Below are 23,718 nucleotides of genomic sequence, written 5' to 3'. Positions count from 1 at the left end.
GAAAAATCACAGAATGCTAAGCACACGACCTTTCTCCTCGACGCAAGATGACTTTTACCTAAAAGAAACCCAATGCAGTTCCGGCTTCCATGCGAGTCCGTTAGTGTGGCGCTCGTGAAGGCTATTCGAAGGTTTACAGTCCGTACCGTCCTCCCCGAGCCCATCAGGCCCTTGGCCCGTCTGGCGACCAATTTGCGCTGGTCCTGGCACCGGCCCACTCGGGAACTTTTCGCGAGCCTTAACCCGGCTCTCTGGGAGGCCTCGCAGCACGACCCCATCGCCTTGTTGGGGTCCATCAGCCGCGAGCAACTGCAGGACCTGGCAAACGACGGAGAGGTTGTGGAACGCGTTCAGCACGCCGCAGCCGATCTGGACCGCTACCTCAGCGAACCCCGCTGGTACCAGGGCCTCAACGAGGACGCTCCGGCGTGCATCGCGTACTTCTCCCCCGAGTTCGGCATCACCGAAGTGCTTCCGCAGTACTCCGGAGGTCTCGGAATCCTCGCCGGCGACCACCTCAAGGCTGCTTCGGACCTCGGCGTGCCGCTGATCGGCGTAGGCCTTCTGTATCAGGCCGGCTACTTCAAGCAGTCGCTCTCCCGGGACGCCTGGCAGCAGGAAACCTACCCCGTCCTGGACCCCGACGGACTCCCCCTGACGCTGCTTCGCCACCCTGCCAAGGACGGCGCCCCCGGAAAGCCAGTCCACATCTCCCTGCCGCTGCCCAACGGACGCGAACTCCACGCGCATGTCTGGCGTGCCGACGTCGGACGTGTTCCTCTGCTGCTCCTGGACTCCAACGTCCCCTCCAACGACGAAGCCGCGCGCGGCATCACCGACCGCCTGTACGGCGGCGGCGGCGACCACCGGCTCCAGCAGGAACTTCTCCTGGGCATGGGCGGCGTCAAAGCCCTGCGCGTCTATCAGGAGATCACCGGCACACCCGCGCCCGAGGTCTTCCACACCAACGAAGGTCACGCCGGCTTCCTGGGAATTGAACGCATCCAGGAAGCCATGTCCAACACCGACCACCCCCTCAGCTGGGACGAAGCCCTCGCCGCCGGCCGGGCATCCACCGTCTTCACCACGCACACACCCGTACCCGCCGGAATCGACCGCTTCGAAACCGTGCAAATCAAGCACTTCTTCGAAGCCGGGCTGGCACCCGCCGTGCCCACCGAACGCATCCTGGAACTCGGACGCGAAAACTACGACGGCGGCAACCCCTCGGTGTTCAACATGGCCGTAATGGGCCTGCGCCTGGCGCAACGAGCAAACGGTGTGGCCAAGCTGCACGGCGTGGTGTCCCGCGAAATGTTCGCCGGACTCTGGCCGGGATTCGACCACTCCGAAATCCCCATCACCTCCGTCACCAACGGCGTCCACGTGCCCACGTGGGTGGATCCCCGCATCTCCGCCCTTGCACGGACCCAATTCGGGGCCGAAGCCGAAGCCATGGGACGCTGGGACCTGGCCTACAACGTCAGCGACGAAGACGTCTGGGCCCTCCGCCGGGAGCTCCGCGCCCAGCTCATCGACGACGTCCGACGCCGGCTCCGCGCCTCCTGGAAGAAGCGCGGCGCGGCCGATGCCGAACTCGGTTGGACCGACTCCGTGCTGGACCCCGACGTCCTGACCATCGGATTCGCACGCCGTGTGCCCACCTACAAACGGCTCACCCTCATGCTGCGCGATCCTGCACGGTTGAAAGCCCTCCTGCTGGACCCCAAGCACCCCATCCAGCTGGTCATTGCAGGCAAGTCCCACCCCGCAGACGACGCCGGCAAGAAAATGATCCAGGACCTGGTCAAGTTCACCGACGACCCCCAGGTGCGGCACAGGATCGTGTTCCTGCCCAACTATGACATCGCCATGGCAAGGACCCTGTTCCCCGGCTGCGACGTCTGGCTCAACAACCCGCTCCGCCCGCTCGAAGCGTGCGGCACCTCCGGCATGAAAGCAGCCATCAACGGCTCGCTCAACCTCTCCGTCCTGGACGGCTGGTGGGACGAAATGTACGACGGCGAAAACGGCTGGGCAATCCCCACAGCCAACAACAACGCCTCCTCCGAGGAACGGGACGACATTGAGGCATCGGCACTCTACGAACTCCTGGAAACCCAGGTAGCGCCACGGTTCTACGGCACAACGGTGGCACAAGCCGCCGGCGCGGCCGGACCCTCGGAATCCAGCGTTGAGACCGTGCCCACCCACTGGGTGTCAATGATCAAGCACACGCTGGCCAACCTGGGCCCGGCAGTCTCGGCAGAACGCATGCTCCACGACTACGTCAACAACCTCTACTGCCCGGCCGCTGTATCCGGACGCAGGGCAGTTGCCGAAGCGTTCAAGGAAGCCAAGGAGCTCGCATCCTGGACCACCAAGGTAAGGAACGCGTGGCCCGAGGTTGTGGTGGAACACGTTGACTCCGTGGGCGTCTCCGAAGAACCCCAGGTAGGCGACGCGCTCCAAGTCAACGCCTACGTGGCTCTCAACAACCTGACACCCGACGACGTCTCCGTGGAAGTAGCCTTCGGACGAGCCGAGGAATCCGACGAGCTCGAAGACATTGTGGTTGCCGAACTGGACTCGGTGGAAGACCTCGGCGGCGGACGCCACCTGTTCAGCGGGTCCTTGGTGATCAACAGGTCCGGCTCCTTCGGCTATACCGTCCGGGTGTTCCCGAAGCACTCAGCGTTGGCATCCAAAGCTGAGCTGGGATTGATCGCGAACGCCTAGTCCGCCGTAGCCCAATTGGCGACCGTAACCCTCTGCGTGCTGCTCCTTCGTCGCTTTGACGCACGCTGCCGGGTCACGGTCGCCAATTGCGTCTCAAGGCCCGCTACGGTTGGGATCCATAGGGCCCGTTGGCGCGACTAGTTTTCGAAGACCGCGATGACCGTGAGGTCCCGTCCGGCGTACTTTTCGGCGTCTTGGAGGATTTCGCAGACTACTCCGAAGGAGCGGTCCGTGCGGTAGGCCGCGGGGACTTGCCAGATCATGGTGACTGGGCTGCCGTCATCCTCAGAGAGGGCATCGGCGTAATCGTGCAAGGAGTCGTTGAGGGCGTCGAGGTTCACCCCGTAATACTCGGGGAAGTCGAGGACCTGGCCGAAAACCTCCAGAACCGCCTGCTTGGTGGTCGCCGGCGGGACAAGGAGGGTCCGGCGGCCGGCGTCGGAGACCTGCTCTTGCAGTTCTTCAAGCGTCCAGGTGTCTGCGGAATAAATCTTCATGAGCTCCTACTTGTCTTCGACAATGAATTTGAAGGACTCGTAATGGTCCGGTGTGTAGTACTTGGCTGAGTCCTTGCCCACAATGATTCGTCGCGCGCCACGGTCCGACTCCCCTGGCGTAGGCACTGTGTACTCCTTGTAGAAACCACCGGACTTCTTGGGCAGCAAACCCTCGAAGTTGCCGAAATTCACGCCGTCACGGTCGTAAGGGTACGGGCCGCCCTTAGCAATCAGGGCAAGGGTTTGGCGGGCTTCCCTGGGTAGCTGCGAGGCATTGATGGAGGGCAGCGCAGAAGGGTTGGCGACGGCAGGGGTGGCAGCTGCGGTGGTTGCTGCCTTCGGTGACGTCGACGGAGAGCCAGGTTCCGGCGTCGTGGTTTGCGCGGTCAGTGAGCCTCCGCCCACCATGGCAACCACCAGCACGACGACGGCGATCACCAGTCCCGCGAAGGCCACCAGTTTGTTTCGGCTGCTCATGCGGTGAACTCCCTGCGTGGTTAGTGCCTAGGTGCGGTAGACGTTAATGGTGTTGGCTTGCAGGATATCCCGCTCGCCGGAAGCCACCAACGCCCCCTTCCTGCGCTCATGCAGCACCGAGGTGGTGAAGCGAAGTTCGAACATGCGCTTACCGATGCCTGACTCGCTCAAAATCTCAGGCAGGACCATTTTCACGTCCTGGTTGCTGCCGTTCACCGAGATCAAGCCGCGGATCTCACTGTCCTCGTGACCCATCAGGAGCTGGACGGAACGGAGGTCGGGCTCGTTCCAGCGCGCCGGAGTCATCCGCTTTCCCTTGTCATCAAACCATTGCAAGCTGGAGTCGTTGGCGTTGCCGGGGAAACTCTCGGGCTGATGCCGCAGAAACCACCGGCGCAGCCTGACCAGTTCGCGCGTGGTCCTGAACATGGCATTGGCTTCCTGGGTCCGGCTCCAATCGAGCCAAGCCGTGGGGTTGTCCTGGCAGTAGGCATTGTTGTTGCCCTGTTGGGTCCGCCCGATCTCGTCACCGGCAGTGATCATGGGAACACCGAAAGACAGGAGCAAAGTGGCCATCAGATTGCGGACCGACAGTGCGCGGGCGGCCACGATTGCCTCGTTTTCGCTCCGCCCCTCCACGCCGTGGTTATAGCTGCGGTTGTCTCCGTGGCCATCCCGGTTCTGCTCGCCGTTAGCCTCATTGTGCTTACGGTCGTAGCTCACCAGGTCTTTGAGGGTAAAGCCGTCATGAGCAGTGATGAAGTTGACGCTGGCCAGCCGTGTGCGTCCCGATGACGCGAAGAGATTGGCGGAGCCCGCCATCAGCTCAGCCAGTGACGCAATGGAGCCGCCATGGCCACCGGATTCCATGGCAGCCCGGTCGGAGAGCCAGAAGCTCCGGACGCCGTCGCGGAAATGGTCATTCCAGTCCGACCAGCCCTGCGGGAAGCGGCCGGTCTGCCAGCCACCGTAGCCCACGTCCCAAGGTTCGGCGATCAGTTTGACCCCTGAAAGTACGGGGTCCTCGGCAATCGCCTGCAGGAATGGGTGCTGCGGATCAAAGGTGTTGCTGGCATCGCGGCACAGTGTCACGGCGAGGTCGAAGCGGAACCCGTCCACATGGAAGTCGTTCACCCAGTAACGCAAGGAATCCAATGCCAGGTCAACCACTACTGGATCACTGAAATCCAACGTGTTGCCGCACCCGGTGGTATCCAAGTAACGGCCGTGGGCATCGTGCCGGTAATAGCGTTTCTCAGCCAATCCACGGAAGCTCAGTGGCGGTCCGTCCGGCCCCGCCTCGGCGGTGTGGTTGTACACGACGTCAAGGATGACTTCGATCCCCGCCGCATGGAGCAGCTTGATCATGCCCTTGAGCTCATCCTGCACCGCATGGGGACCAGCGTTGCGAGCCGCCTCCGTGGCGTAGTCAGCGTGGGGAGCGAAAAAAGCGGCCGTGTTGTAGCCCCAATAATTGGTCATTCCCAGGTCCTGAAGATGGGACTCATCCAGGTGGAAATGAATGGGCAGGAGCTGGACAGCGGTGATGCCTAGTTCGGTGAGGTGCTGGATCATCACAGGATGCGCCATGCCAGCATACGTCCCGCGGAGGTGCTCCGGGATGTCCGGGTGGAGCATGGTCTGGCCGCGGACGTGTGCCTCATAGATCACCGAGGTACGCATGGGCGTCCGCGGCGGTTGATCGTCGCCCCAATCAAAGCCTGTCTCCACGTGGACACTGGTGAGGAACTCGCCCCGCTGGTCCACGGCGCGGCCATAAGGATCGAGCAGCAGCGGCTGGCCGCCGTCGTTATCCAGGTCCAAAGCCGGCATGGACAGAGGAAGCCCGCCCTCGCTCGGGGCGGCCCGGAAGCCGTAGCGGGTGCCTGGCGGCATGCCGTTGACAAGGCTGAAGTGCACGCCGTCCTCGGTGTTGGACAGGATGTGGGACTGCCAAGCTTCCCCAGGTGCTTGGAACACCACCTCCACCCGGTCCAGATCCGGGGCGAACACGGCCACGTTCACCAAATTTTCCGGGGTGGTCTGGGCGTCGGGAACTGCGGACTGGGGCGTGCTCAGTCCGAGGGGCCTGGGTTGCGATGCGTCCAGGGCAGTTGCTGTGTCAAAAATAGGCATAACCATTGCTTGCAAGTTTAGTTCCACGCAAAGTATGTACCGCGCGGGCCCGCCATGTGACGACGTTCAGCGTCTCGATTTCATTACTTGCCCCAATATGGCGGGATTTGATCAGCCACTCACGTGCTGAAACGCCGCATGTGAGTCCGGCCGGGTGGGGATGGAGGGAAGCAATTGTGTCGCCTTGCTCTGCCTCCTTGCCAGTCGGATTGGCATACTGGGACCAAGACAACTGGAGGTTACATCGTGCGAGTGGCACTTGCCCAAGTCATCACCGGCCGGGATCTGGCCGGCAACCTGCGGCTCCTTGAGGACAACGCCCGCCGGGCCAAGGACGGCGGCGCCGAGTTGGTGGTGTTCCCCGAGGCGATGATGCGCGCGTTCGGAAACTCGCTGCTGGACATCGCCGAGCCGTTGGACGGGCCGTGGGCCAGCCGGGTGAGAGCCCTCGCCGAGGAACTTCAGCTGGTGATCGTGGCGGGCATGTTCACCCCGGGCAGCCCCTCCGATTCCGGTTCACCGCGGGTGCGGAACACGCTTCTGGCCACGGGACCGGGCGTGGAAGCGAGCTACGACAAAATCCACCTCTTTGACGCGTTCGGTTTTGCGGAATCGGACACCGTTGAGGCTGGCACCGATCCGGTAACGTTCGACGCCGGTGGTCTCACCTTTGGTTTGGCCACCTGCTACGACATCCGTTTCCCCGCCTTGTTCATGGCCAATGCCCAGCGCGGCGCTGTAGTCAACATCGTTTCCGCGTCCTGGGGTTCCGGGCCCGGCAAGGCCGAGCAGTGGCAACTCTTGGCCCGTGCCCGTGCCGTGGACACCACCACGATCGTCCTCGCCTGCGGCCAAGGCGATCCGGCAAGCCAAGGCATCGAGGTTAAAGGTTCCGCGCCCACGGGAGTGGGGTACTCCGCCGTCGTATCCCCGTTCGGCCAGGTACTGGAAACCCTCGAAGGCGAGCCGGGCCTCATTTTCTACGACCTCGACCCCGCCACTGTGGAAGACGCCCGGCAAAAACTTCCCGTGCTGGCCAACCGCCGCGACTTCTAACCCGTCCCGGTGGATTCCCCATTTTGCTCGGCGGCCCAAACCCGACGGATGTGATAGAGCGTCCGGCCCAAACCCGAGGGATGTGAGAGAGCGTCCGGCCCAAACCCGACGGATGTGATAGAGCGTTGAACTCCGGGCACACGAAAGGCGCCGCAAGGGCCATCCGGTAGCGTGCGTCTAAGCGAGGAACGAGCGAGCACGCGGAGGATGGCGCTTGCGGCGCCTTCTCGAGGACTACTTGGCGCTTGCGGCGCCGAGCGAGGATTACTTGGCGGCGCGCTGCCTCGACACTTCGTACAAGGAGATACCGACGGCCATGGATGCGTTGAGCGATTCCATGGCGGAGTCGATCGGGATCGAGACGATTTGGTCGCAGTTTTCGCGCACGAGCCTGCTCAGGCCCTTACCTTCTGAACCGACCACGATGCACACGGGCTCGGTTGCCACGGTGAGGTCGGGCAGCGAGACGTCGCCGTCTCCGTCCAGGCCAAGGACATAGATGCCCATGTTCTTGAATTGCTTGAGCGCGTTGTTCAGGTTCGACGCGCGGGCAACCGGGACGCGGACAGCGGCACCGGCGCTGGTCTTCCAGGCGGACGCCGTGACGCCGACGGAGCGACGCTCGGGGACGATCACGCCATGGCCGCTGAAAGCGGAGACGGAGCGGATGATCGCGCCGAGGTTGCGGGGGTCGGTGATGCCGTCCAGTGCAACGAAGATGGGGGCGTTGGAAATGTGCCCCTTCTTCCACTTGGCGAGGGTCGTCTCGGCGAGGTCGTATGCGTCCTCGTATTCGTACGGCGGGATCTGCAGTACGAGGCCTTGGTGGACGGCGTCCTCGGTCATGCGGTCCAGCTCAACCTTGCCGGTTTCGAGCAGCGGAATGCCGCGTTCGGCCGCGAGTTTGAGGGATTCCTTGACGCGGTCGTCCATCTCAATGCGGATGGCGACGTGCAAAGCCTTGGCCGGGATTCCGGCGCGGAGAGCCTCGACCACCGAGTTACGGCCCGTCACCAGCTCTTCAGTTGCACGGCCCTTGGGACCGGAGCGGGCGCCGGCACCACCCTGACGGGTGCCCGGGCCGCGCTTGGCAGCCGAGCGCTCAGCCAGCTGCTTGTTCTTGTATGCCTTGTGGTAGGTGCGTTCCTCCGCTTTGGGCGTAGGACCCTTGCCTTCCAGGGCCTTGCGGCCGTGGCCACCGGTTCCGGTGGTGGGGCCCTTCTTCTGTTTGACCGACCGGCGACCATTATTGGCCATGAGATTCCATCCTTGATTTTGTGAGTAAGTCTGGAATCAAGTCTACTGACCCGATGCAATTCGGCTGTCGCGCCGGTTTGTCAGTCGCGTTTCAGGCTCCAGGTGGCGCCGTCCGCACCATCTTCGACGACGACGCCGGCGGCGGCGAGCGTGTCACGGATCGCGTCGGACGCGGCCCAGTCCTTGCTGGCTCTGGCGGCGGCACGGGCTTCGAGTTGAGCTTCGATCAGCACTTCCAGGGCCGCGTGCTCGCGCCCTTGGACGGCTTCGGGACGTTTGACCGAATCCAGGCCAAGCACTTCGGTCATGGACAGCACACTGTAGAGGGCCGATTTCGCGCCTTCAAGGTCACCGGCAGCCAGGGCGGTGTTGCCTGCCCGCACGGTTTCGTGCAGGACGCCCAGGGCCTGGGGGACGTTGAGGTCGTCGTCCATGGCTGCGATGAAAGCCGCGGGCATATTCGCCTGCGGGGACACGTCCGAGGCATCCGTGTCCACCTTGGAAGATGCCTTGTGGATGAAACCGTCAATCCGCTCGACGGCGGCCGCGGCCTCCTGCAGCGAGGTGGGCCGGTAGTCCAGGATGGAACGGTAGTGGGCCTGGCCAAGGTAGTAGCGGACCACGCGAGGCGATGCGAGCTGGAGCATCTCGGCCGGGCTGACAGTGTTGCCAATCGACTTGGACATCTTTTCGCCCTCGTAGGTGACCATGCCGTTGTGCATCCAGAAGTTGGCGAAATCGTCGCCGGCGGCCTGGGACTGGGCCATCTCGTTCTCGTGGTGCGGGAAGCGAAGGTCCAGTCCCCCACCGTGGATATCAAACCGGGGGCCCAGGTATTTGGTGACCATGGCTGAGCACTCCAGGTGCCAGCCGGGACGGCCTGCGCCCCAAGGGGACTCCCACTTGGCCGTGACGGGCTCACCGTCTTTGAAACCCTTCCACAGCGCGAAGTCGCGCGGATCGCGCTTCCTGCTGATGAATTGAGCCTCGACGTCCGTTGCTCCCTGCATGTCGTCAATATTCTGGCGGGTCAGCGAACCGTATTTGCTCCAGGAGCGGACGTCGAAGTACACGTCGCCGGAATCGTCCAGGGCAGGGTAGGCGTGGCCGCGGTCAATGAGGCGCTGGATCAGTGCGTGCATCTCAGGGATGTGGCCCGTGGCGCGGGGCTCATAGGTGGGCCGCTGCACGCCGAGGGATTCGTACGCATTCTCGAATTCCTGCTCGTAGCGGTAAGCCAAGGCCCACCATTCTTCGGCTTGGCGCGCGGATGGCTCGGCATCCCAGTCCGGCCCGAACGACTGAGCGGACTTGGCCAGGATCTTGTCGTCGATGTCCGTGACGTTGCGTACCACCGTGACCCGGAGGCCACGGAACTCAAGCCAACGGGTCAGTTGGTCAAAGGCAATGGCCGACCTGACATGGCCCACGTGCGGCATTCCTTGGACAGTGGCCCCGCAGTAGTACACGCTGGCCTTGCCGTCTTCGAGGGGAACGAAGTCGCGGACTTCGGCGGAGGCGGTGTCATAGAAGCGCAGGGTCACCGCTCCAGATTAGCCGATGACGCGGTGTTACCTGCTTACTTGCAGTATTCGCCGATCTTGTTGAACTGCACTTTGAGCTTCTCTTGCTGGTCCTGGGTGGCTGCCCCGAGCGAAGAAGCCGCCGCTTCGTCCATGATTGCCGCCATCTCCTTGATCGGGTTGCCGATTTCCGGAGCCAGTTTGCCCGCTATCTGGTGATAGTGCTCGGCGATCTGTTTGGACTGCTGCTGCTGATTGCCGTCAGGCTTGAAGGTGTCGTCGTTCAGGAAAGCGCAGCTGGCCGCCACGTCCATGGTTTGGGTCCCTCCGCAACCACTCAGCAGGAGCGCTGCGGCCAAGCCCGCAGACACCACAGCGGAACGCACGACGCCGGCACGTGACTTAGGCATGCGGCGCACCTTTCGCAGGACCAGGCTCCGCCGGGGTCACCGCGGAGACGCCAGCGGGGTACACGAGGGCCGTGGCAACCGCGGAAATCCCTTCGCCGCGTCCCGTGAAGCCGAGTCCGTCGCTGGTGGTTGCCGTGACACTGACCGGCGCACCTGCTGCTTCGCTCAAGACACGCTGGGATTCTTCCCGGCGTGGCCCGAACTTGGGGCGGTTAGCAACGAACTGCACGGCCACGTTGCCGATCTCGAATCCTGCCGCACGCACAATGCGTGCGGCTTCACCGAGCAGCTTGACCCCGGAGGCGCCGGCAAACTCGGGGCGGTCCGTGCCGAAGTGGGTGCCCAGGTCACCGATGCCACAGGCGGAGAAGAGCGCGTCAGCAGCGGCGTGGGCCACGCAATCGCCGTCGGAATGCCCTGAGAGCCCTTGCTCGCCTTCCCAGAAAAGCCCGCCCAACCAGAGCGGCTGCGGGTCATCTTCGGGGGCGAATGCGTGGACATCTATCCCGACCCCAGTTCGGGGAAGGACCATATTCAGTGTCATCAGCCTTCCACCCATCGCATTCCCAGCGGCCCCTCGAGTAGGCCCTCGGCAATGATGAGGTCCAAAGGTGTGGTGATCTTCAGCGACTGGCTTGCGCCGCGGACAGCGTGCACCGGAACACCCAGGAGCTCCACCAGCATGGCGTCGTCAGTGACAGCTGCTGACTGTTTGTCATCGAAGAGCCCGGCGGCTTCGTGGGCCCTGCGCAGGACGGCCAGTTCGAAACCCTGCGGGGTCTGCACGGCACGGAGATGCTCGCGGGGAGCTGTGCCTGTGACGACCTCCGGGGCGATGGATGCGTCTGAGCCGCTGGTTTCGGCAACGGTCTTGATGGTATCCACTACCGGCATGGTGGGAATGACGGCCTTCGCTCCGGAAGCCAAGGCTGCAGATACGCGTTGGAAGACCCGCTCGGGGGTCAAGGCACGTGCGGCGTCGTGGACCAGGACCAGTTCTGTCCCGTCCTCTAAAGCAGCCATGGCGGCGCGGACCGAATCCGCGCGGGATGAACCGCCGTCGACCACCGAGATTTCAGGGCCGCCGTCCACCAGGTCAATGGTGAACTCGGCAATTGACTCACGCAGGGCCGTGTCCCCTCTGGGCACGGCGACGCAGATCTGGCGCGCGACATCGGAAGCAACAACACCACGGAGTGCATGCATCAGGATGGTCTCGCCGCCCAGCGGAACCTGGGCTTTGGGCATGCCGTAGCCGAGGCGTTCACCGGAGCCGGCAGCAACCACGATCACGGCCGTGACGGCGCGCTTGGTAGGAATACTCATGCTCACCAGAGTACTTGTGGGAAATGAAACCCGGAGTGTGGCAAAAAGAAACCCGGCGGCGCTTTCGCACCACCGGGCTCAATTCTTAGGAAGCCAAGACCTCGTCAAGAACGCTTGCAGCCTTCTCTTCATCTGTCTTCTCAGCCAGGGCCAGTTCTGAAATCAGAATCTGCCGCGCCTTGGCCAGCATCCGCTTCTCACCTGCGGAAAGGCCGCGATCGTGATCACGACGCCAAAGATCGCGAACGACCTCTGCCACCTTGATGACATCGCCTGAAGCAAGTTTCTCCAGGTTCGCCTTGTAACGACGTGACCAGTTGGTAGGCTCTTCAGTGAACTCGGCGCGGAGAACGTCAAATACGTGCTCCAAGCCTTCTTTGCCCACTACGTCCCGGACCCCAACAAGGTCAACATTCTCTGCTGGAACTTCAATGGTCAGATCACCCTGAGCCACCTTGAGCTTGAGATACATCTTCTCTTCGCCCTTGATGGTGCGCATCTTGATTTCCTCAATTTTTGCTGCACCGTGGTGAGGGTAAACTACTGTCTCGCCGACCTCAAAAACCATGTGGACTTTCCCCTTTCCCGCAGATTAGTCTATCACGATTAAGGCATACGACTGGCACCGGAAGGGCCCTCCTGCCGCGCCAATAAAGGGAATGAGCCCTCAAACGACTTCCTCCAAGGTCTTGACGTATTAGGCGAAAGATGCATGGAGGAGGCAACGTGCGAGCAGGATCTCTTCTCGTAATGGCGCCACATAGCCTTCCCGAATCCATATTTCCGGGGGTTTGCCGATAGGCTATGGCTGAAAAGTGTTCCAATGACTCTTGAGGAGTAGGTGTCGTGCGCAATACTGCGATGAACCCTGTCCAGCGCGGCAAGCTGGCAATTGCGGCGGCTGCGATCGGCGTCGGTCTTCTGTCCGTCACCGGCTGTGGATTCGTCAACGCCCAGCAGACCACCCACCAGTACTCGGCATCGGACGGGATCAAAGCAGATCTCGGCTCGTTGCAGTTGCGCAACATCCTGATTGTTGCTTCGGGCGAGAAAGAGCCCGGCCGCGTGATCGGCGCTGTGTTCAACTCCTCCAGCACCGACGCCACCCTCACCATGAGTGGTGCCAACGGAGCCCAGACCGAGATCCCGGTCAAGGCCAACGGCGAGACCTTCCTGAATGACACCGCGGATGCAGCGATCCTCAGCACCGCGGGTGTCATTCCCGGCGGCCTGGTTCCGGTCACCATCCGTAGCGGCTCCGACTCCGCCACCATCAACGTCCCGGTGCTTGACGGTACCCTCCCCGAGTACGCCAAGTACCTGCCCACCACGCCGAGCCCCACGGCAACGCCGACGTCCACTGCGACGACCTCGGAGGCTCCGGGAGCCGGTCACTAGGCCCGCGCCACAAGCGATACAACGAAGGAAGGGTCCCGCCTCGGCGGGGCCCTTCCTTCGTCGTATGCAGAGTCTTTGTTGTGTGCAGGGGTTCTTACGGCTCGAACTTGTAGCCCAGGCCGCGGACCGTCACCAGGTAGCGAGGTGCGGAGGGGTCGGGTTCGATCTTGCTCCGAAGCCGCTTGACGTGGACATCGAGGGTTTTGGTATCCCCCACGTAGTCCGAACCCCAGACGCGGTCGATCAATTGGCCGCGAGTCAAAACCCGGCCTGAGTTGCGGAGCAGCATTTCCAGCAGCTCGAACTCCTTCAGCGGCAGTGAAACCTGCTCGCCGTTGACACTCACCACATGGCGTTCGATGTCCATGCGGACAGGACCGGCCTGCACTGTGGAGGTGATCAGTTCCTCCGGCTCACCTTGCCGACGCAGCACCGCACGGACACGGGCCACGAGCTCGCGGGAGGAATACGGCTTGGTGACGTAGTCATCGGCGCCGAGTTCCAGGCCAACAACTTTGTCGATTTCGGAGTCTTTGGCCGTCAGCATGATGACGGGCACGCTGGAGCGCTGGCGAAGCTGGCGGCACACTTCCGTCCCCGGCGTCCCAGGCAACTGCAGGTCCAGGAGGACGAGGTCGGCACCGTTCCGGTCAAACTCCACCAAAGCATCGCTGCCGTTGTCCACTACCTCGACGTCAAACCCTTCCTTGCCCAGGAGATAAGACAGGGGGTCGCTGAAGGACTCTTCGTCCTCCACTATCAAAATCCGGCTCAAGCGCTGGCTCCTTGCTCTTGGGCGCCGTTGGCGCCCCTTTGATGATTCACGCGTTGGGGTTGTTGACTCAAGGGACGAGGCTCGACGACGGCAGTCCCCTGTTGCTCGGTGGGCGCAGCTGCAGCGGAAGGCGGCAGGCCGGCGTCGTCGCCCTGGCCTTCCATCTCCGGCAGGCGGACAGTGAACGTGGACCCTTGGCCGGGCTGCGACCACACAGTCACCTCACCGCCGTGGTTGGAGACCACGTGCTTGACGATGCTGAGGCCAAGGCCAGTGCCGCCCGTGTGGCGGGATCGTGCCGCGTCCACGCGGTAGAAGCGTTCGAATACCCTCTCCTGGTCCTCCGGCGTGAGGCCTTCGCCTTGGTCTGTGACGGAGATGGCCACGACGCCCTCCCGCGTCCGCACGCCCACACCCACCCGCGTATTCTCCGGCGAGTAGCGGATGGCGTTGTCGATCAGGTTCCGCAGTGCGGTGACCAGGAGGTCGTGGTCTCCAAACACCAGTGCCTCAGAGTGACCGCCCACCACGATCTGGATGTTCTTGCTCTCGGCCGGCAGTTGGGAACGATCAACCGCTTCTGTGATGACGGTATTGATGTCCACCGGGAGACCCCGCTGGGCGACGTTGGCTCCCTGCAGGCGGGAAAGTTCAATGATGTCCTGGACCAGGGCTGCCAATCGCCCGGATTCCTTGTGCATGCGCTTGGCAAAGCGGCGGACTGCTTCTTCGTCATCGGGCGAGGCTTCGAGGGCTTCCGCAAGCAGGGAGATGGCACCCACCGGGGTCTTGAGCTCGTGGGAGACGTTGGCTACGAAGTCGTTCCGGATTTCCTCGGTGCGGGTGATCTCGGTACGGTCGTCGGCCAGGAGCACGATGTATTCCCACCCGAGCATGGCTGCGCGTACCTGAACCACAATGGTCCCTTTGCCCAGCGGGCCGCGCGGGAGTTCGTACTGCTCTTCGAGGATCACGCCGTCGCGGCGGACCTTGGCGGTCATGTCCAGGAGTTGTTTGTGGACCACGGTGTGCCCGCGTACCAAGCCGTACGCGTAGGCTGCAGGACTGGCGCGGACCACGCCGTCGATCGCGTCCACCACAACAAAGGCACGCCCGACGACGGACAGCACCTCCGCGGCACCCTCAGGAAGCAGGGGTTCACTGACGTCCAGGTCCACGATGCTCCGCTGACGTTCGCTGATCCTGAAAGCGAGCATGCCAAAGACGCCCAACGACAGGCCTACAAGGCCAGCGACGACACCTATGAGCAATGGATCCACGTGTCCAGCTTATGCTGTGGAAACACGGCCAAGCAGTGATCGGGCCCCAAACGCGGACGGTTCAACTAACGTTCATCTAAAGGTGCCGAACCGTTCACTGGCCCCTGACACAGTTACTGGTTGGACTGCCAATGGTTTTGAGATCCGCCCCGCCCCATGGGAGCCGGATTTCCAAGGAAAGGACGCCTTAGTGCGCAAGGTTTTTCAGGAGGAGCTCACCCAGGTAGGTGACGACCTCATCGAGATCTCCAAGCTGGTTCACGAAGCAATCACGAAGGCGACTACCTCCTTCGAAGGCGCGGACGTGGATCTTGCCCAGGACGTCATCGCGGCAGATGCGCGGATCGACTTCCTGCAGAACAGCCTCGACGAGCGTGCCATCGACATCCTTGCCTTGCAGGGCCCGGTGGCCAGCGACCTCCGCATGATCGTAGGTTCGCTGCGCATGAGCGCGTCGCTGGAACGCATGGGTGACCTGGCCCGCCACGTGGCCCAGCTGGCACGCCTCCGCTACCCGGCTACCGTGATCCCCGCTTCGCTGACCCAGACCTTCAAGGCCATGGCCCAGCACGACATCGAGATCACCGCCAAGGTCATTGAACTGCTGGAAACGCGCGACCTTGAGGTTGCCCGCGACATCCTCAAGATCAACATCGCCGTGGACGACCTCCACCTCAGCGTCTTCAAGGCGATTGCTTCCCCCGAGTGGACCGAGAGCCCGTCTACCACCGTGGACGTCGCCCTGGCGAGCCGCTACTTCGAGCGCTTCGCCGATCACGGCGTTTCGGTCGCTCGCAAGGTCACCTACTTGGTGACCGGTGAATGGCAGCCTGAAGGCTTCTAGCCACAACAGCATTAACGACGACGGCCGGTCACCTCAGGTGACCGGCCGTCGTCGTCGTTAGCTACAACGTCATTTTTTGCCCTGGTTGGCCACCGCGAGGATGGCCTGGGCTGCTGCGTCGGGATCCAGGTAGGTTCCGCCCGGGTTGATGGGTTGGAAGTCCTCATCCAGTTCGTACACCAGCGGGATACCCGTGGGGATGTTGAGGCCGGCAATGGCGTCGTCGCTGATGCCGTCCAGGTGCTTCACGAGGGCGCGCAGGGAGTTGCCGTGGGCTGTGACCAGCACGGTCTTGCCGGCCTTGAGGTCTTCCTTGATGTCCGATTCCCAGTAAGGGAGCAGGCGCACAAGGACGTCCTTGAGGCACTCGGTGCGCGGCAGGGCGTCGCCGAGGTCCTTGTAGCGGACATCGTGCGCCTGGGAGAACTCGCTGTCGTCGGACAGGGGCGGCGGCGGGGTGTCGTAGCTGCGGCGCCATTCCATGAACTGCTCTTCGCCGAACTCGGCCAGGGTCTGGGCCTTGTCCTTGCCCTGCAACGCGCCGTAGTGGCGTTCGTTGAGGCGCCAGTCGCGCTTGACCGGGATCCAGCCGCGGTCGGCCTTGTCCAGGGCCATGTTGGCGGTGTTGATGGCACGCTTCAGCAGCGAGGTGTAGAGGACGTCCGGGAGGATGTCATTCTCAACCAGGAGCTCTCCACCGCGCACTGCTTCTTGGCGGCCTTGATCGTTCAGGTCAACGTCCACCCAACCGGTGAACAGGTTCTTGGCGTTCCATTCGCTGTGGCCATGGCGCAGCAGAATCAGCTTGTAAGTCATGGTTTTCATCCTAGCCGAGCAGCTCCGTGCCCTGCCCGGCGTTACGTCCGGCAACGGACTCCCCGGTCTGATGCGCGCAGCGATAAAGTGGGGGCCGTGGTGCAAAAAGCGGAACGGGTGGGCTCTCCCCGCAGTCGGGGCGGGAAGCCGGTTGGCAACATCACCCGCGGCACCACCAACCCCAACCGCATGCGACGCCTGGACCGGTGGCTTGCCGGACCGCAGGCGTGGCGGCTGCGCGCCGCCGTCGACCCCCTTGTGGTGGACCTGGGCTATGGCGCCTCGCCGACCACCGCCGTCGAACTTTTCGAGCGGCTGCAGGCCGTACGGCCTGACGTGCGGGTCTGTGGAATCGAAATCGAGCCGGAGCGGGTGCGGACCGCCAAGGCGTTGGAGCGGCCGGGCCTCAGCTTCCACGTGGGCGGGTTCGAAGTTCCTGTGCCAGGTAACCCCGTACTGGTCCGGGCCTTCAACGTCCTCCGCCAATATGAGGAAGCCGACGTGGGCGGAATCTGGCGGCTGGTGCAATCGCGTCTCGCCCGGGGCGGACTCTTCATCGATGGCACTTGCGACGAGATCGGCCGCCGCGTCACGTGGGTGGCTTTGGATGCCGAGCGCCCTTTGAGCCTCAGTTTTTCCGTGCGGTTCGGCAGTTTCGAGTTGCCGTCCGAGGTGGCCGAGCGGCTACCCAAGGCCCTGATTCACCGGAACATCCCGGGCGAAGCGATTCATGCCTTCCTGCAGGCCATGGACAAAGCCTGGTTGGAAGCTGCGCCGTTGGCATCGTTCGGGAACCGGCAACGCTGGACGGGCATGTGTAGTTCACTGCGCGACGCCGGGTGGCCGCTTCAGGATGGTCCGGCGAGGTGGCGGTTGGGTGAAGTGACGGTGGCGTGGGACGCGGTGGCGCCTCAGTAAGGCTGTTTACCAGGGACCGTACGGGCCGACGTTCCGGTTGCCGCCGCTGCCGGCCTCGCGCAGGGCGGGACGGACATCGGCAAGGTACACGCACGCTGCGGTGACGGCGGCGATGCCGAACAGTCCAAGGCTGCTGCCGCCCGTCAATACGGTCAGGGCGCCGATCGCAAGCGCAACGCCTGTGAGCGCCAACCAGAACATCTTGGTGCGCTTTGAAGCCGCCACGAAGAGCGTCGGCTTATGGCGCAGGCAGTCCGCGAACGCCCACAGTTCCAGGGCAAGCGCCACCAGGCCAAGAATCCAGTAAACCCCGCTGGTGACAACCGCGATCAAAATTTTTCCGTCCACGTCCTTTAGCCTAGCCGTCCAACGACTTCAGCGCTTGCTCAAGGTCGGACCAGAGGTCTTCCACGTTCTCGATCCCCACACTCAACCGGACCAGGTTCTCCGGAACGCTGAGCGGCTCAGCCGTGTGCCGGCGTCGGCGTTCAATCAGCGACTCAACCCCGCCCAAAGACGTGGCGGGCAGCCAGAGCTGCAGCGCGCGGACCAATTCGTCGGCGGCGTCGGCACCACTGCGCTGTTCGTCTCCAGCGATCTGGATGCAGAGGATGGACCCGAAGCCCTTCATCTGTACCTTGGCGCGCTCGTGCCCGGGATCGCTCGGGAGGCCCGGGTAACGGATGGTTTCCACCCGGGGGTGGCTGCTGAGGCGTTCGGCGAGGGTTGCCGCTGAGGCCTGCGAGCGCTCAATCCTTAGCGCCAAGGTACGGAGGCCGCGCAGTGCCAGCCAGGCTTCGAACGGCCCGGCGATGCCACCGTGGATGATTCGGTGATGCAGGAGCGTGGCGCGAAGTTCCGGGTTGGAGGTGACCAGGGCGCCGAGGACGACGTCCGAATGTCCCGCCAGGTATTTGGTCACCGAGTGAAGTACGACGTCGGATCCGAGTTTGAGGGGCTGCTGCACCAGAGGCGTGGAGAAAGTATTGTCCGTGACCACGATTGCGCCGACCGCGTGGGCAGCGTCCGTCAGTGCGCGGATGTCGGCGATGCCGAGCATGGGGTTGGTGGGGCTCTCCAGCCAGAGCAGATCTGCCTTCTTGCCCGTCTGGGGACTGATAAGCGCCTTGACGGCGTCCGTGTCCGTGATGTCCACCGTGCGAAGTTCAAGGAATCCCTTCTCAGCCAGTTCAGTGGCCATGACCAGGGAACCTGCGTAACTGTGTGAGGGCATCACCACCACACCGCCGGCGGGAACGAGGGACAACGCTGAGCTGACTGCCGCCAGGCCGGAGGCGTAGAGCAAGCCAGGCAGGGTGGCGCCTTCCAGTTTGGCCAGCGCGTCCTCGAAGGGATCCCACGTGGGGTTGGCGTAGCGCCCGTAGCCGCGATCTCCGTCGCCTAATGAACCTGTTCCGAAGTATGTGGAGGACAGGACAATAGGCGGGTTGACGGGCTCATCGTGGGCGCGGTCGGGGCGACCGGCCGCAACTACAACGGTTTCCGGAGACAAATCGGCGGCACGTTGATCTGAAAGGCTCATGGTTTCAGCGTAGCCGCGGGCAATGCTGTGGATAAAAGCCGTCTCGCATGCCGGTGATCGGTAGGCTAGTCCAGTGAGTATTAAGAGCCCAGGCCTTTTCATCGCCTTCGAAGGCGGGGACGGAGCGGGCAAGTCCACCCAGGCCGCCCGGCTCTCTGACGCCCTTGAGTCGCAGGGTCTGTCCGTTCTGCGCACCCGCGAGCCAGGCGGAACTCCCATTGGCGAGAAATTGCGCTCCTTGGTCCTGGACCACGGACACGGAACCATTGATCCGCGGACCGAAGCCCTCATGTTCGCTGCCGCCCGCGCAGCCCATGCCAGCCAGGTGATCCGGCCCGCACTTGCTGAGGGAACAGTAGTCATCACGGACCGCTATATCGATTCATCCGTGGCCTATCAAGGTGCAGGGCGCAGCCTTGGTGCAGAAGGCGTGCTGTCGCTCAACGAATGGGCCACCGAAGGCCTGCATCCGGACCTGACCGTACTGCTGGACGTCGACCCCTCAGATGGTCGCCAGCGGCGGACCGCGGGGGACGCCACTGAGGACAGGCTGGAGTCAGAACCGGACGACTTCCATTCCGCGATCCGGCACGCGTTCCTGGACCTCGCAGCGGCTGCACCCGCCAGCTATCTGGTGCTGCCCGCCAATGCAGATATCGAAACCTTGGCGTGCCGGATCTTGGAGCGGGTGGAATCGCTGCTGCTTGCCAACGGCGCGCCCGCGACCGCCGAGTCACTGACGAGCGAAACTCTTCCGGGCGAACGTCCGTGAGCGTCTGGGACGACCTTCAAGGCCAGGCACCGGTGGTTGCCCAGCTCAAGCAGGCGGCGCAGGGCGATACCGGGCTCACCCATGCCTGGCTCTTTACCGGGCCGCCGGGATCGGGCCGCTCAAACGCAGCCAAGGCCTTCGCCGCTGCCTTGAACTGCGAGCAGGACGACGTCACTATGCGCGGCTGTGGCCAGTGCGCGGCATGCCACACGATCCTCGGTGAGACCCACTCGGATGTGACGTTCGTGCGCACCGAAAAGGTCACCATCACCATTGATGAAGCCCGTGAACTCGTCTCCAAAGCCGGCGACCGGCCAGCTACGGGTCGGTGGCGGATCATTGTGGTGGAAGATGCGGACCGCATGGCCGAGCGCACCACCAATGTTCTGCTGAAAGCCATTGAGGAACCCACTCCCAGGACCATCTGGATGCTGTGCGCCCCTTCCCCTGCCGATGTCCTGGTCACCATCCGTTCCCGATGCCGCCCTGTGAGCCTGCGGCTACCGCCGGCCGCTGACGTCGCCGAGCTTTTGGTGAGGCGCGACGGCGTCGAACGCCAACTTGCAGACCGTGCGGCACGTGCTGCACAAAGCCATATAGGCATCGCCCGCCGCTTGGCCCGCGACGCCGATGCGCGGCAGCGCCGGCTGGATACGGTTCGAATACCGCTTGGTCTTCGAGGCGTTACCGCTGCCGTGATGATGGCCGAGAAATTGGTCAAAATTGCAACCGAGGAAGCCAACAGCTCCAACGACGAACGCGACGCTGCGGAGAAGATCGCACTGCTGGCGAGCCTGGGCGCTCCCGAATCCGGGACGCTCCCACCCTCCATGCGCAGCCAGGTCAAGCAGCTTGAGGACGACCAGAAACGGCGCGCCAAACGCTCCATCACTGACTCGTTGGACCGGACGCTCACAGATCTGCTGTCCTTCTACCGGGACGTCCTGATCATCCAGTTGGGGAACGCTGTGGAACTGGTCAACGTTGAACTCAAGAGCGAGCTGGAAGACTACGCGGGCCATTCAACGCCGGAAACCACCCTGGCCCGAATGGACGCCATCAACAAAGCCCGTGTCCGAATCACCACCACCAACGTGGCGCCGCTGTTGGCGGTCGAGTCCATGGCCACGAGCCTCATCCAGCAATAGGAGAATGCATGAAGTCCGCACCCCGCCGGTCCGCCGGTACCCCTTCACGGGACCGGTCTGCCCAGCTCGAAACGGGTGGTGGTTTGGCAGGCGGGGGTGCTGCGGGGCGTAGCTCCCGCCGCGGTTTTGCGGCACTGTGCATTGCGCTTGCGTCCATGCTGGTACTGAGCGCGTGCACCGTTCCGTTCCTGCCGGCTCCAACGGCCCAGCCGTCCACCAGTACGGTGGATCCGTCCATCGCAGCCTCAGCTCCTGAGGGCCTGGAGAAGTACTACTCGCAGTCGGTGGAGTGGAGCTCGTGCGAGGGTGGCTTCCACTGCGGCAAGGTCCAGGTGCCTAAGGACTACGCCAATCCGGCCTCCGGGGACATCACGCTTTCTGTCATTAAGTTGCCCAGCACCGGCAACAAGCAAGGGTCCATCCTGGTGAATCCCGGCGGCCCCGGCGGCTCGGGCGTGGATTTCGTCAAGGACGCCGGCAACACCCACTTCACCGAGAAGTTGCGGGCCAACTACGACGTGGTGGGTTTTGATCCCAGGGGTGTGGGCCGTTCCGCGCCGGTGACCTGTATGACCGACGCCGAACGTGACGCCGCCCGCGAAAAAGTGTTCCGCAAGAACACTGACGAAGGGCTGGCCGCCGCGCTTGCCTTCAACAAGTCCTTCGCTGAGCAGTGCGCCCAGCAGACCGGCGATGTCATGGGGCACATAGATACCGTGAGTGCGGCTAAGGACCTGGATGTCCTGCGCGCGGTGTCAAACGATGCCAAGCTCAACTACCTGGGCTTCTCCTACGGCACCTTCCTGGGCTCCACCTACGCTTCACTTTTTCCGGACAACGTGGGCCGGCTGGTCCTCGATGGCGCCGTGGATCCTTCCATCAGCAACGAAGAACTGACAGCGGGCCAAGCAGTCGCTTTCGAAAAAGCCCTGCGCACCTACGTGGGCAGCTGCCAACGGCAGCAACAGTGCCCCCTGAGCGGCTCAGTGGATAACGGTGTCCAGGAAATCCGGGAACTCATCACGGCTGTGGACCAGAACCCCCAGACCGCCAAAGACGGACGGTTGGTGACCGCCAACGACTTCGTCAACGGTCTCATCCTCCCCCTCTACAACGACCAAAGCTGGCCGGCCCTGACCCAAGCGCTGGAAAGCGCCTTCTCCGGTGACGTGTCCCAGATGATGCGGTTGGCGGATCTTGGCGCCGACCGCGAACCCAACGGCACGTACAGCTCCAACTCCGCCTTCGCATTCCAGGCCATCAACTGCCTGGACTACCCGATGGTGACCGACACCGCCGCCATGCGAGCCGAGGAAGTCCGCCTCATGCAGGACTCCCCCACATTCGGGGCATTCTTTGCCTACGGAGGCGTCAGCTGCAAGGACTGGCCCTACGCCAGCACGCGCACCCCGGCACCCGTGGAATACAACGGCTCCGCACCCATCGTGGTGGTAGGCACCACCGGCGACCCCGCAACTCCGTTGCAATGGTCCCAGTCGCTGCGCAAGCAGCTGGAGAATGCCTCCCTGGTTACGTGGGAAGGTGAGGGTCACACAGCCTACGGCCGTGCGAACTCCTGCGTCAGCACCGCCGTCGACGACTACTTTGTTGACGGCAAACTGCCGCAGGACGGCCTCAAGTGCTAGAGGTGGCTGGCTTCGCGCTTCTCCACCAAGAGCGGGAGCTCCTTGATGGAATCCACCACTACGGTGGCTCCGGCCGCGCGTAGTGTCGCCTCTGAATGGGAGCCGGTGAGGACACCTGCCACGAGGGATGCTCCGGAACGAACACCCGAGAGCATGTCCGAGCTGGTGTCACCCACCACAGCCACCTCCCTTACGTCGTCGAGGTCAAGGGCGAGCACCGCCGTCAGGATCATGTCCGGGTAAGGCCGTCCACGTCCAGCGTCGGACGGGCACAGGCTGAGGTCCGCCAGCCCCATCCACCCGAGCGATTCCAACACCATGTTCTGGGTGTGGCGGCCGAATCCCGTGGCCAGGCAAACCCGCATGCCGGTCTCACGCATCCACAGGATGGCTTCCTCCGCTCCGGCAATTGCCCGGACACCACCGTCTTCAATGAACTCGTCATAGCTGTTCTCGAAAACTCTGTTGGCGCTCTCGGCCACGGCAGGATCCTCAAAGAGGTGGCTGAAGACAGTCATTTTCGAGAGGCCCATGGTGTCCCTGGCGTAGCCGAGCATGCTCTCGAACCTGGTGGTTCCGGGTTCAATTCCGTGGTCAACCAGCGCCCGGGACATGGCCCGCTCCGTGCGGCCGTCGTCCGTAATGGTGGTGCCCACCATGTCCACCACAGCCAGTCTCAGCCGGTTCGGTGCGTGGCTGGCGTCCTTGGGCAATGCATCCCTCGTCATGGAGCGGCTCCTTCGGCCTGTTCTTGTGACGGCGTACTCCGCCACGGGTGATTCCCCAGCTTCCGGCCACCGGGAAACCTCCGCCTGAACCCGGTCCGACGCGGGGGTGAACATCCCCGCAACGGCCGCCGTCGCCCTCGTTTTGACCCGGGTGCGGTGCCTCTATTACAGTTATGTCTTGCGTGATCGCCCGGGAAACCGGTGATGAACGCGGTGCTTCCTTAGCTCAGTCGGTAGAGCGTTTCACTCGTAATGAAAAGGTCATCAGTTCGATTCTGATAGGAAGCTCAGAGAAAAAGCCCCGCTGGTTCGTTGAATCGGCGGGGCTTTTCGTTTGCCGAAGTCCCGAACAGAGCTCTCCGCGCATGCCTTGATGATGGAAATATCGAACATTCGCCCAAATCATTGAAATGTTCAAAATATAGGACA

The 23,718-nt window shown here is 63.1% G+C and carries 23 protein-coding genes and 1 tRNA gene; 9 read left to right on the top strand and 15 right to left on the bottom strand.

Annotated elements, in window-relative coordinates:
- The first annotated feature begins 114 nt into the window (after window positions 1-114).
- Entirely contained in the window at window positions 115-2,739 is a 2,625-nt protein-coding gene (glgP, locus tag LDN70_RS04680; protein WP_187697048.1) for an alpha-glucan family phosphorylase, read from the top strand.
- A 137-nt stretch (window positions 2,740-2,876) separates the two neighbouring features.
- Here the strand turns inward: glgP and LDN70_RS04675 are convergent, their stop codons facing one another.
- Genes LDN70_RS04675 through glgX form a run of 3 tightly spaced genes read right to left on the bottom strand, consistent with a single transcriptional unit; the run spans window position 2,877 to window position 5,855 of the window.
- A complete protein-coding gene (locus LDN70_RS04675; RefSeq protein WP_166842861.1) occupies window positions 2,877-3,236 on the bottom strand; it encodes a barstar family protein in 360 nt (119 codons plus the stop codon).
- A gap of 6 nt (window positions 3,237-3,242) precedes the next feature.
- The gene (locus LDN70_RS04670; RefSeq protein WP_166842862.1) at window positions 3,243-3,713 is read right to left on the bottom strand and encodes a guanyl-specific ribonuclease; all 471 of its coding nucleotides are present in this window, start codon (window positions 3,711-3,713) and stop codon (window positions 3,243-3,245) included.
- A 27-nt stretch (window positions 3,714-3,740) separates the two neighbouring features.
- Window positions 3,741-5,855, bottom strand: coding sequence for a glycogen debranching protein GlgX (gene glgX, locus LDN70_RS04665; RefSeq protein WP_223941910.1), 2,115 nt, complete (start codon window positions 5,853-5,855; stop codon window positions 3,741-3,743).
- Between the two features lie 240 nt (window positions 5,856-6,095).
- Here glgX and LDN70_RS04660 point away from each other — a divergent pair, with 240 nt between their 5' ends.
- Window positions 6,096-6,905: a carbon-nitrogen hydrolase family protein gene (locus LDN70_RS04660; RefSeq protein WP_223941909.1), complete on the top strand. Its 810-nt coding sequence runs from the start codon at window positions 6,096-6,098 to the stop codon at window positions 6,903-6,905.
- A gap of 264 nt (window positions 6,906-7,169) precedes the next feature.
- On the opposite strand, the gene rlmB is transcribed toward LDN70_RS04660, so the two are convergent.
- The 6 genes from rlmB to LDN70_RS04630 all read right to left on the bottom strand — a co-directional run bounded on the left by rlmB (window position 7,170) and on the right by LDN70_RS04630 (window position 11,989).
- Window positions 7,170-8,162: a 23S rRNA (guanosine(2251)-2'-O)-methyltransferase RlmB gene (gene rlmB, locus LDN70_RS04655; RefSeq protein ID WP_223941908.1), complete on the bottom strand. Its 993-nt coding sequence runs from the start codon at window positions 8,160-8,162 to the stop codon at window positions 7,170-7,172.
- Between the two features lie 80 nt (window positions 8,163-8,242).
- The gene (gene cysS / locus LDN70_RS04650; RefSeq protein ID WP_166842866.1) at window positions 8,243-9,706 is read right to left on the bottom strand and encodes a cysteine--tRNA ligase; all 1,464 of its coding nucleotides are present in this window, start codon (window positions 9,704-9,706) and stop codon (window positions 8,243-8,245) included.
- Between the two features lie 35 nt (window positions 9,707-9,741).
- Complete coding sequence (locus LDN70_RS04645; protein WP_223941907.1) at window positions 9,742-10,095, bottom strand: hypothetical protein; 354 nt, start codon at window positions 10,093-10,095, stop codon at window positions 9,742-9,744.
- Window positions 10,088-10,639 (bottom strand): 2-C-methyl-D-erythritol 2,4-cyclodiphosphate synthase, encoded by a 552-nt coding sequence (gene ispF / locus LDN70_RS04640; RefSeq protein WP_223941906.1) that lies wholly within the window; start codon window positions 10,637-10,639, stop codon window positions 10,088-10,090. Before ispF ends, LDN70_RS04645 begins: the two co-directional genes overlap by 8 nt.
- A complete protein-coding gene (ispD, locus tag LDN70_RS04635) occupies window positions 10,639-11,421 on the bottom strand; it encodes a 2-C-methyl-D-erythritol 4-phosphate cytidylyltransferase (RefSeq protein WP_165450131.1) in 783 nt (260 codons plus the stop codon). Before ispD ends, ispF begins: the two co-directional genes overlap by 1 nt.
- A gap of 85 nt (window positions 11,422-11,506) precedes the next feature.
- Window positions 11,507-11,989 (bottom strand): CarD family transcriptional regulator, encoded by a 483-nt coding sequence (locus LDN70_RS04630; RefSeq protein WP_011690592.1) that lies wholly within the window; start codon window positions 11,987-11,989, stop codon window positions 11,507-11,509.
- Between the two features lie 293 nt (window positions 11,990-12,282).
- Here LDN70_RS04630 and LDN70_RS04625 point away from each other — a divergent pair, with 293 nt between their 5' ends.
- Entirely contained in the window at window positions 12,283-12,819 is a 537-nt protein-coding gene (locus LDN70_RS04625) for a hypothetical protein (RefSeq protein ID WP_142936592.1), read from the top strand.
- 94 nt (window positions 12,820-12,913) lie between these two features.
- Here the strand turns inward: LDN70_RS04625 and LDN70_RS04620 are convergent, their stop codons facing one another.
- Together LDN70_RS04620 and LDN70_RS04615 are read right to left on the bottom strand one after the other, a co-directional pair.
- Window positions 12,914-13,594, bottom strand: a complete 681-nt coding sequence (locus LDN70_RS04620; protein ID WP_020608526.1) for a winged helix-turn-helix domain-containing protein — start codon at window positions 13,592-13,594, stop codon at window positions 12,914-12,916.
- A complete protein-coding gene (locus LDN70_RS04615) occupies window positions 13,591-14,865 on the bottom strand; it encodes a sensor histidine kinase (protein WP_187697051.1) in 1,275 nt (424 codons plus the stop codon). Before LDN70_RS04615 ends, LDN70_RS04620 begins: the two co-directional genes overlap by 4 nt.
- A gap of 199 nt (window positions 14,866-15,064) precedes the next feature.
- Between LDN70_RS04615 and phoU the strand changes: the two genes are divergently transcribed.
- Window positions 15,065-15,718: a phosphate signaling complex protein PhoU gene (phoU, locus tag LDN70_RS04610; protein ID WP_142936569.1), complete on the top strand. Its 654-nt coding sequence runs from the start codon at window positions 15,065-15,067 to the stop codon at window positions 15,716-15,718.
- 69 nt (window positions 15,719-15,787) lie between these two features.
- On the opposite strand, the gene LDN70_RS04605 is transcribed toward phoU, so the two are convergent.
- Window positions 15,788-16,534 carry a phosphoglyceromutase gene (locus tag LDN70_RS04605; RefSeq protein WP_142936570.1) on the bottom strand — a complete coding sequence of 249 codons (747 nt, stop codon included), beginning with the start codon at window positions 16,532-16,534 and terminating at the stop codon, window positions 15,788-15,790.
- Window positions 16,535-16,630: 96 nt separating this feature from the next.
- Between LDN70_RS04605 and LDN70_RS04600 the strand changes: the two genes are divergently transcribed.
- A complete protein-coding gene (locus LDN70_RS04600; RefSeq protein ID WP_223941905.1) occupies window positions 16,631-17,452 on the top strand; it encodes a class I SAM-dependent methyltransferase in 822 nt (273 codons plus the stop codon).
- A 6-nt stretch (window positions 17,453-17,458) separates the two neighbouring features.
- Here LDN70_RS04600 and LDN70_RS04595 read toward each other — a convergent pair whose 3' ends face one another.
- Both LDN70_RS04595 and LDN70_RS04590 read right to left on the bottom strand, forming a co-directional pair.
- Window positions 17,459-17,800, bottom strand: a complete 342-nt coding sequence (locus LDN70_RS04595; protein ID WP_142936571.1) for a DUF2516 family protein — start codon at window positions 17,798-17,800, stop codon at window positions 17,459-17,461.
- Between the two features lie 10 nt (window positions 17,801-17,810).
- Window positions 17,811-18,995, bottom strand: a complete 1,185-nt coding sequence (locus tag LDN70_RS04590; RefSeq protein WP_166842871.1) for a trans-sulfuration enzyme family protein — start codon at window positions 18,993-18,995, stop codon at window positions 17,811-17,813.
- Between the two features lie 73 nt (window positions 18,996-19,068).
- Between LDN70_RS04590 and tmk the strand changes: the two genes are divergently transcribed.
- Genes tmk through LDN70_RS04575 form a run of 3 tightly spaced genes read left to right on the top strand, consistent with a single transcriptional unit; the run spans window position 19,069 to window position 22,561 of the window.
- Window positions 19,069-19,767, top strand: coding sequence for a dTMP kinase (tmk, locus tag LDN70_RS04585; RefSeq protein ID WP_223941904.1), 699 nt, complete (start codon window positions 19,069-19,071; stop codon window positions 19,765-19,767).
- Window positions 19,764-20,915: a DNA polymerase III subunit delta' gene (locus LDN70_RS04580; protein WP_223941903.1), complete on the top strand. Its 1,152-nt coding sequence runs from the start codon at window positions 19,764-19,766 to the stop codon at window positions 20,913-20,915. The genes tmk and LDN70_RS04580 overlap by 4 nt, the downstream gene beginning before the upstream one ends.
- An 8-nt stretch (window positions 20,916-20,923) precedes the next feature.
- Window positions 20,924-22,561, top strand: a complete 1,638-nt coding sequence (locus LDN70_RS04575) for an alpha/beta hydrolase (RefSeq protein WP_223941902.1) — start codon at window positions 20,924-20,926, stop codon at window positions 22,559-22,561.
- On the opposite strand, the gene LDN70_RS04570 is transcribed toward LDN70_RS04575, so the two are convergent.
- Window positions 22,558-23,289, bottom strand: coding sequence for an HAD family hydrolase (locus LDN70_RS04570; protein WP_223941901.1), 732 nt, complete (start codon window positions 23,287-23,289; stop codon window positions 22,558-22,560). The genes LDN70_RS04575 and LDN70_RS04570 overlap by 4 nt on opposite strands.
- A 215-nt stretch (window positions 23,290-23,504) precedes the next feature.
- On the opposite strand from LDN70_RS04570, the gene LDN70_RS04565 reads away from it, so the two are divergent.
- Window positions 23,505-23,577: transfer RNA gene (locus LDN70_RS04565), tRNA-Thr, on the top strand.
- Window positions 23,578-23,718: the final 141 nt, after the last annotated feature.

Source organism: Arthrobacter sp. StoSoilB22 (assembly GCF_019977315.1).
GTDB lineage: Bacteria > Actinomycetota > Actinomycetes > Actinomycetales > Micrococcaceae > Arthrobacter.
Note: the sequence above shows the minus strand (reverse complement) of the source record. Positions and strands in the feature narration are given on the sequence as shown.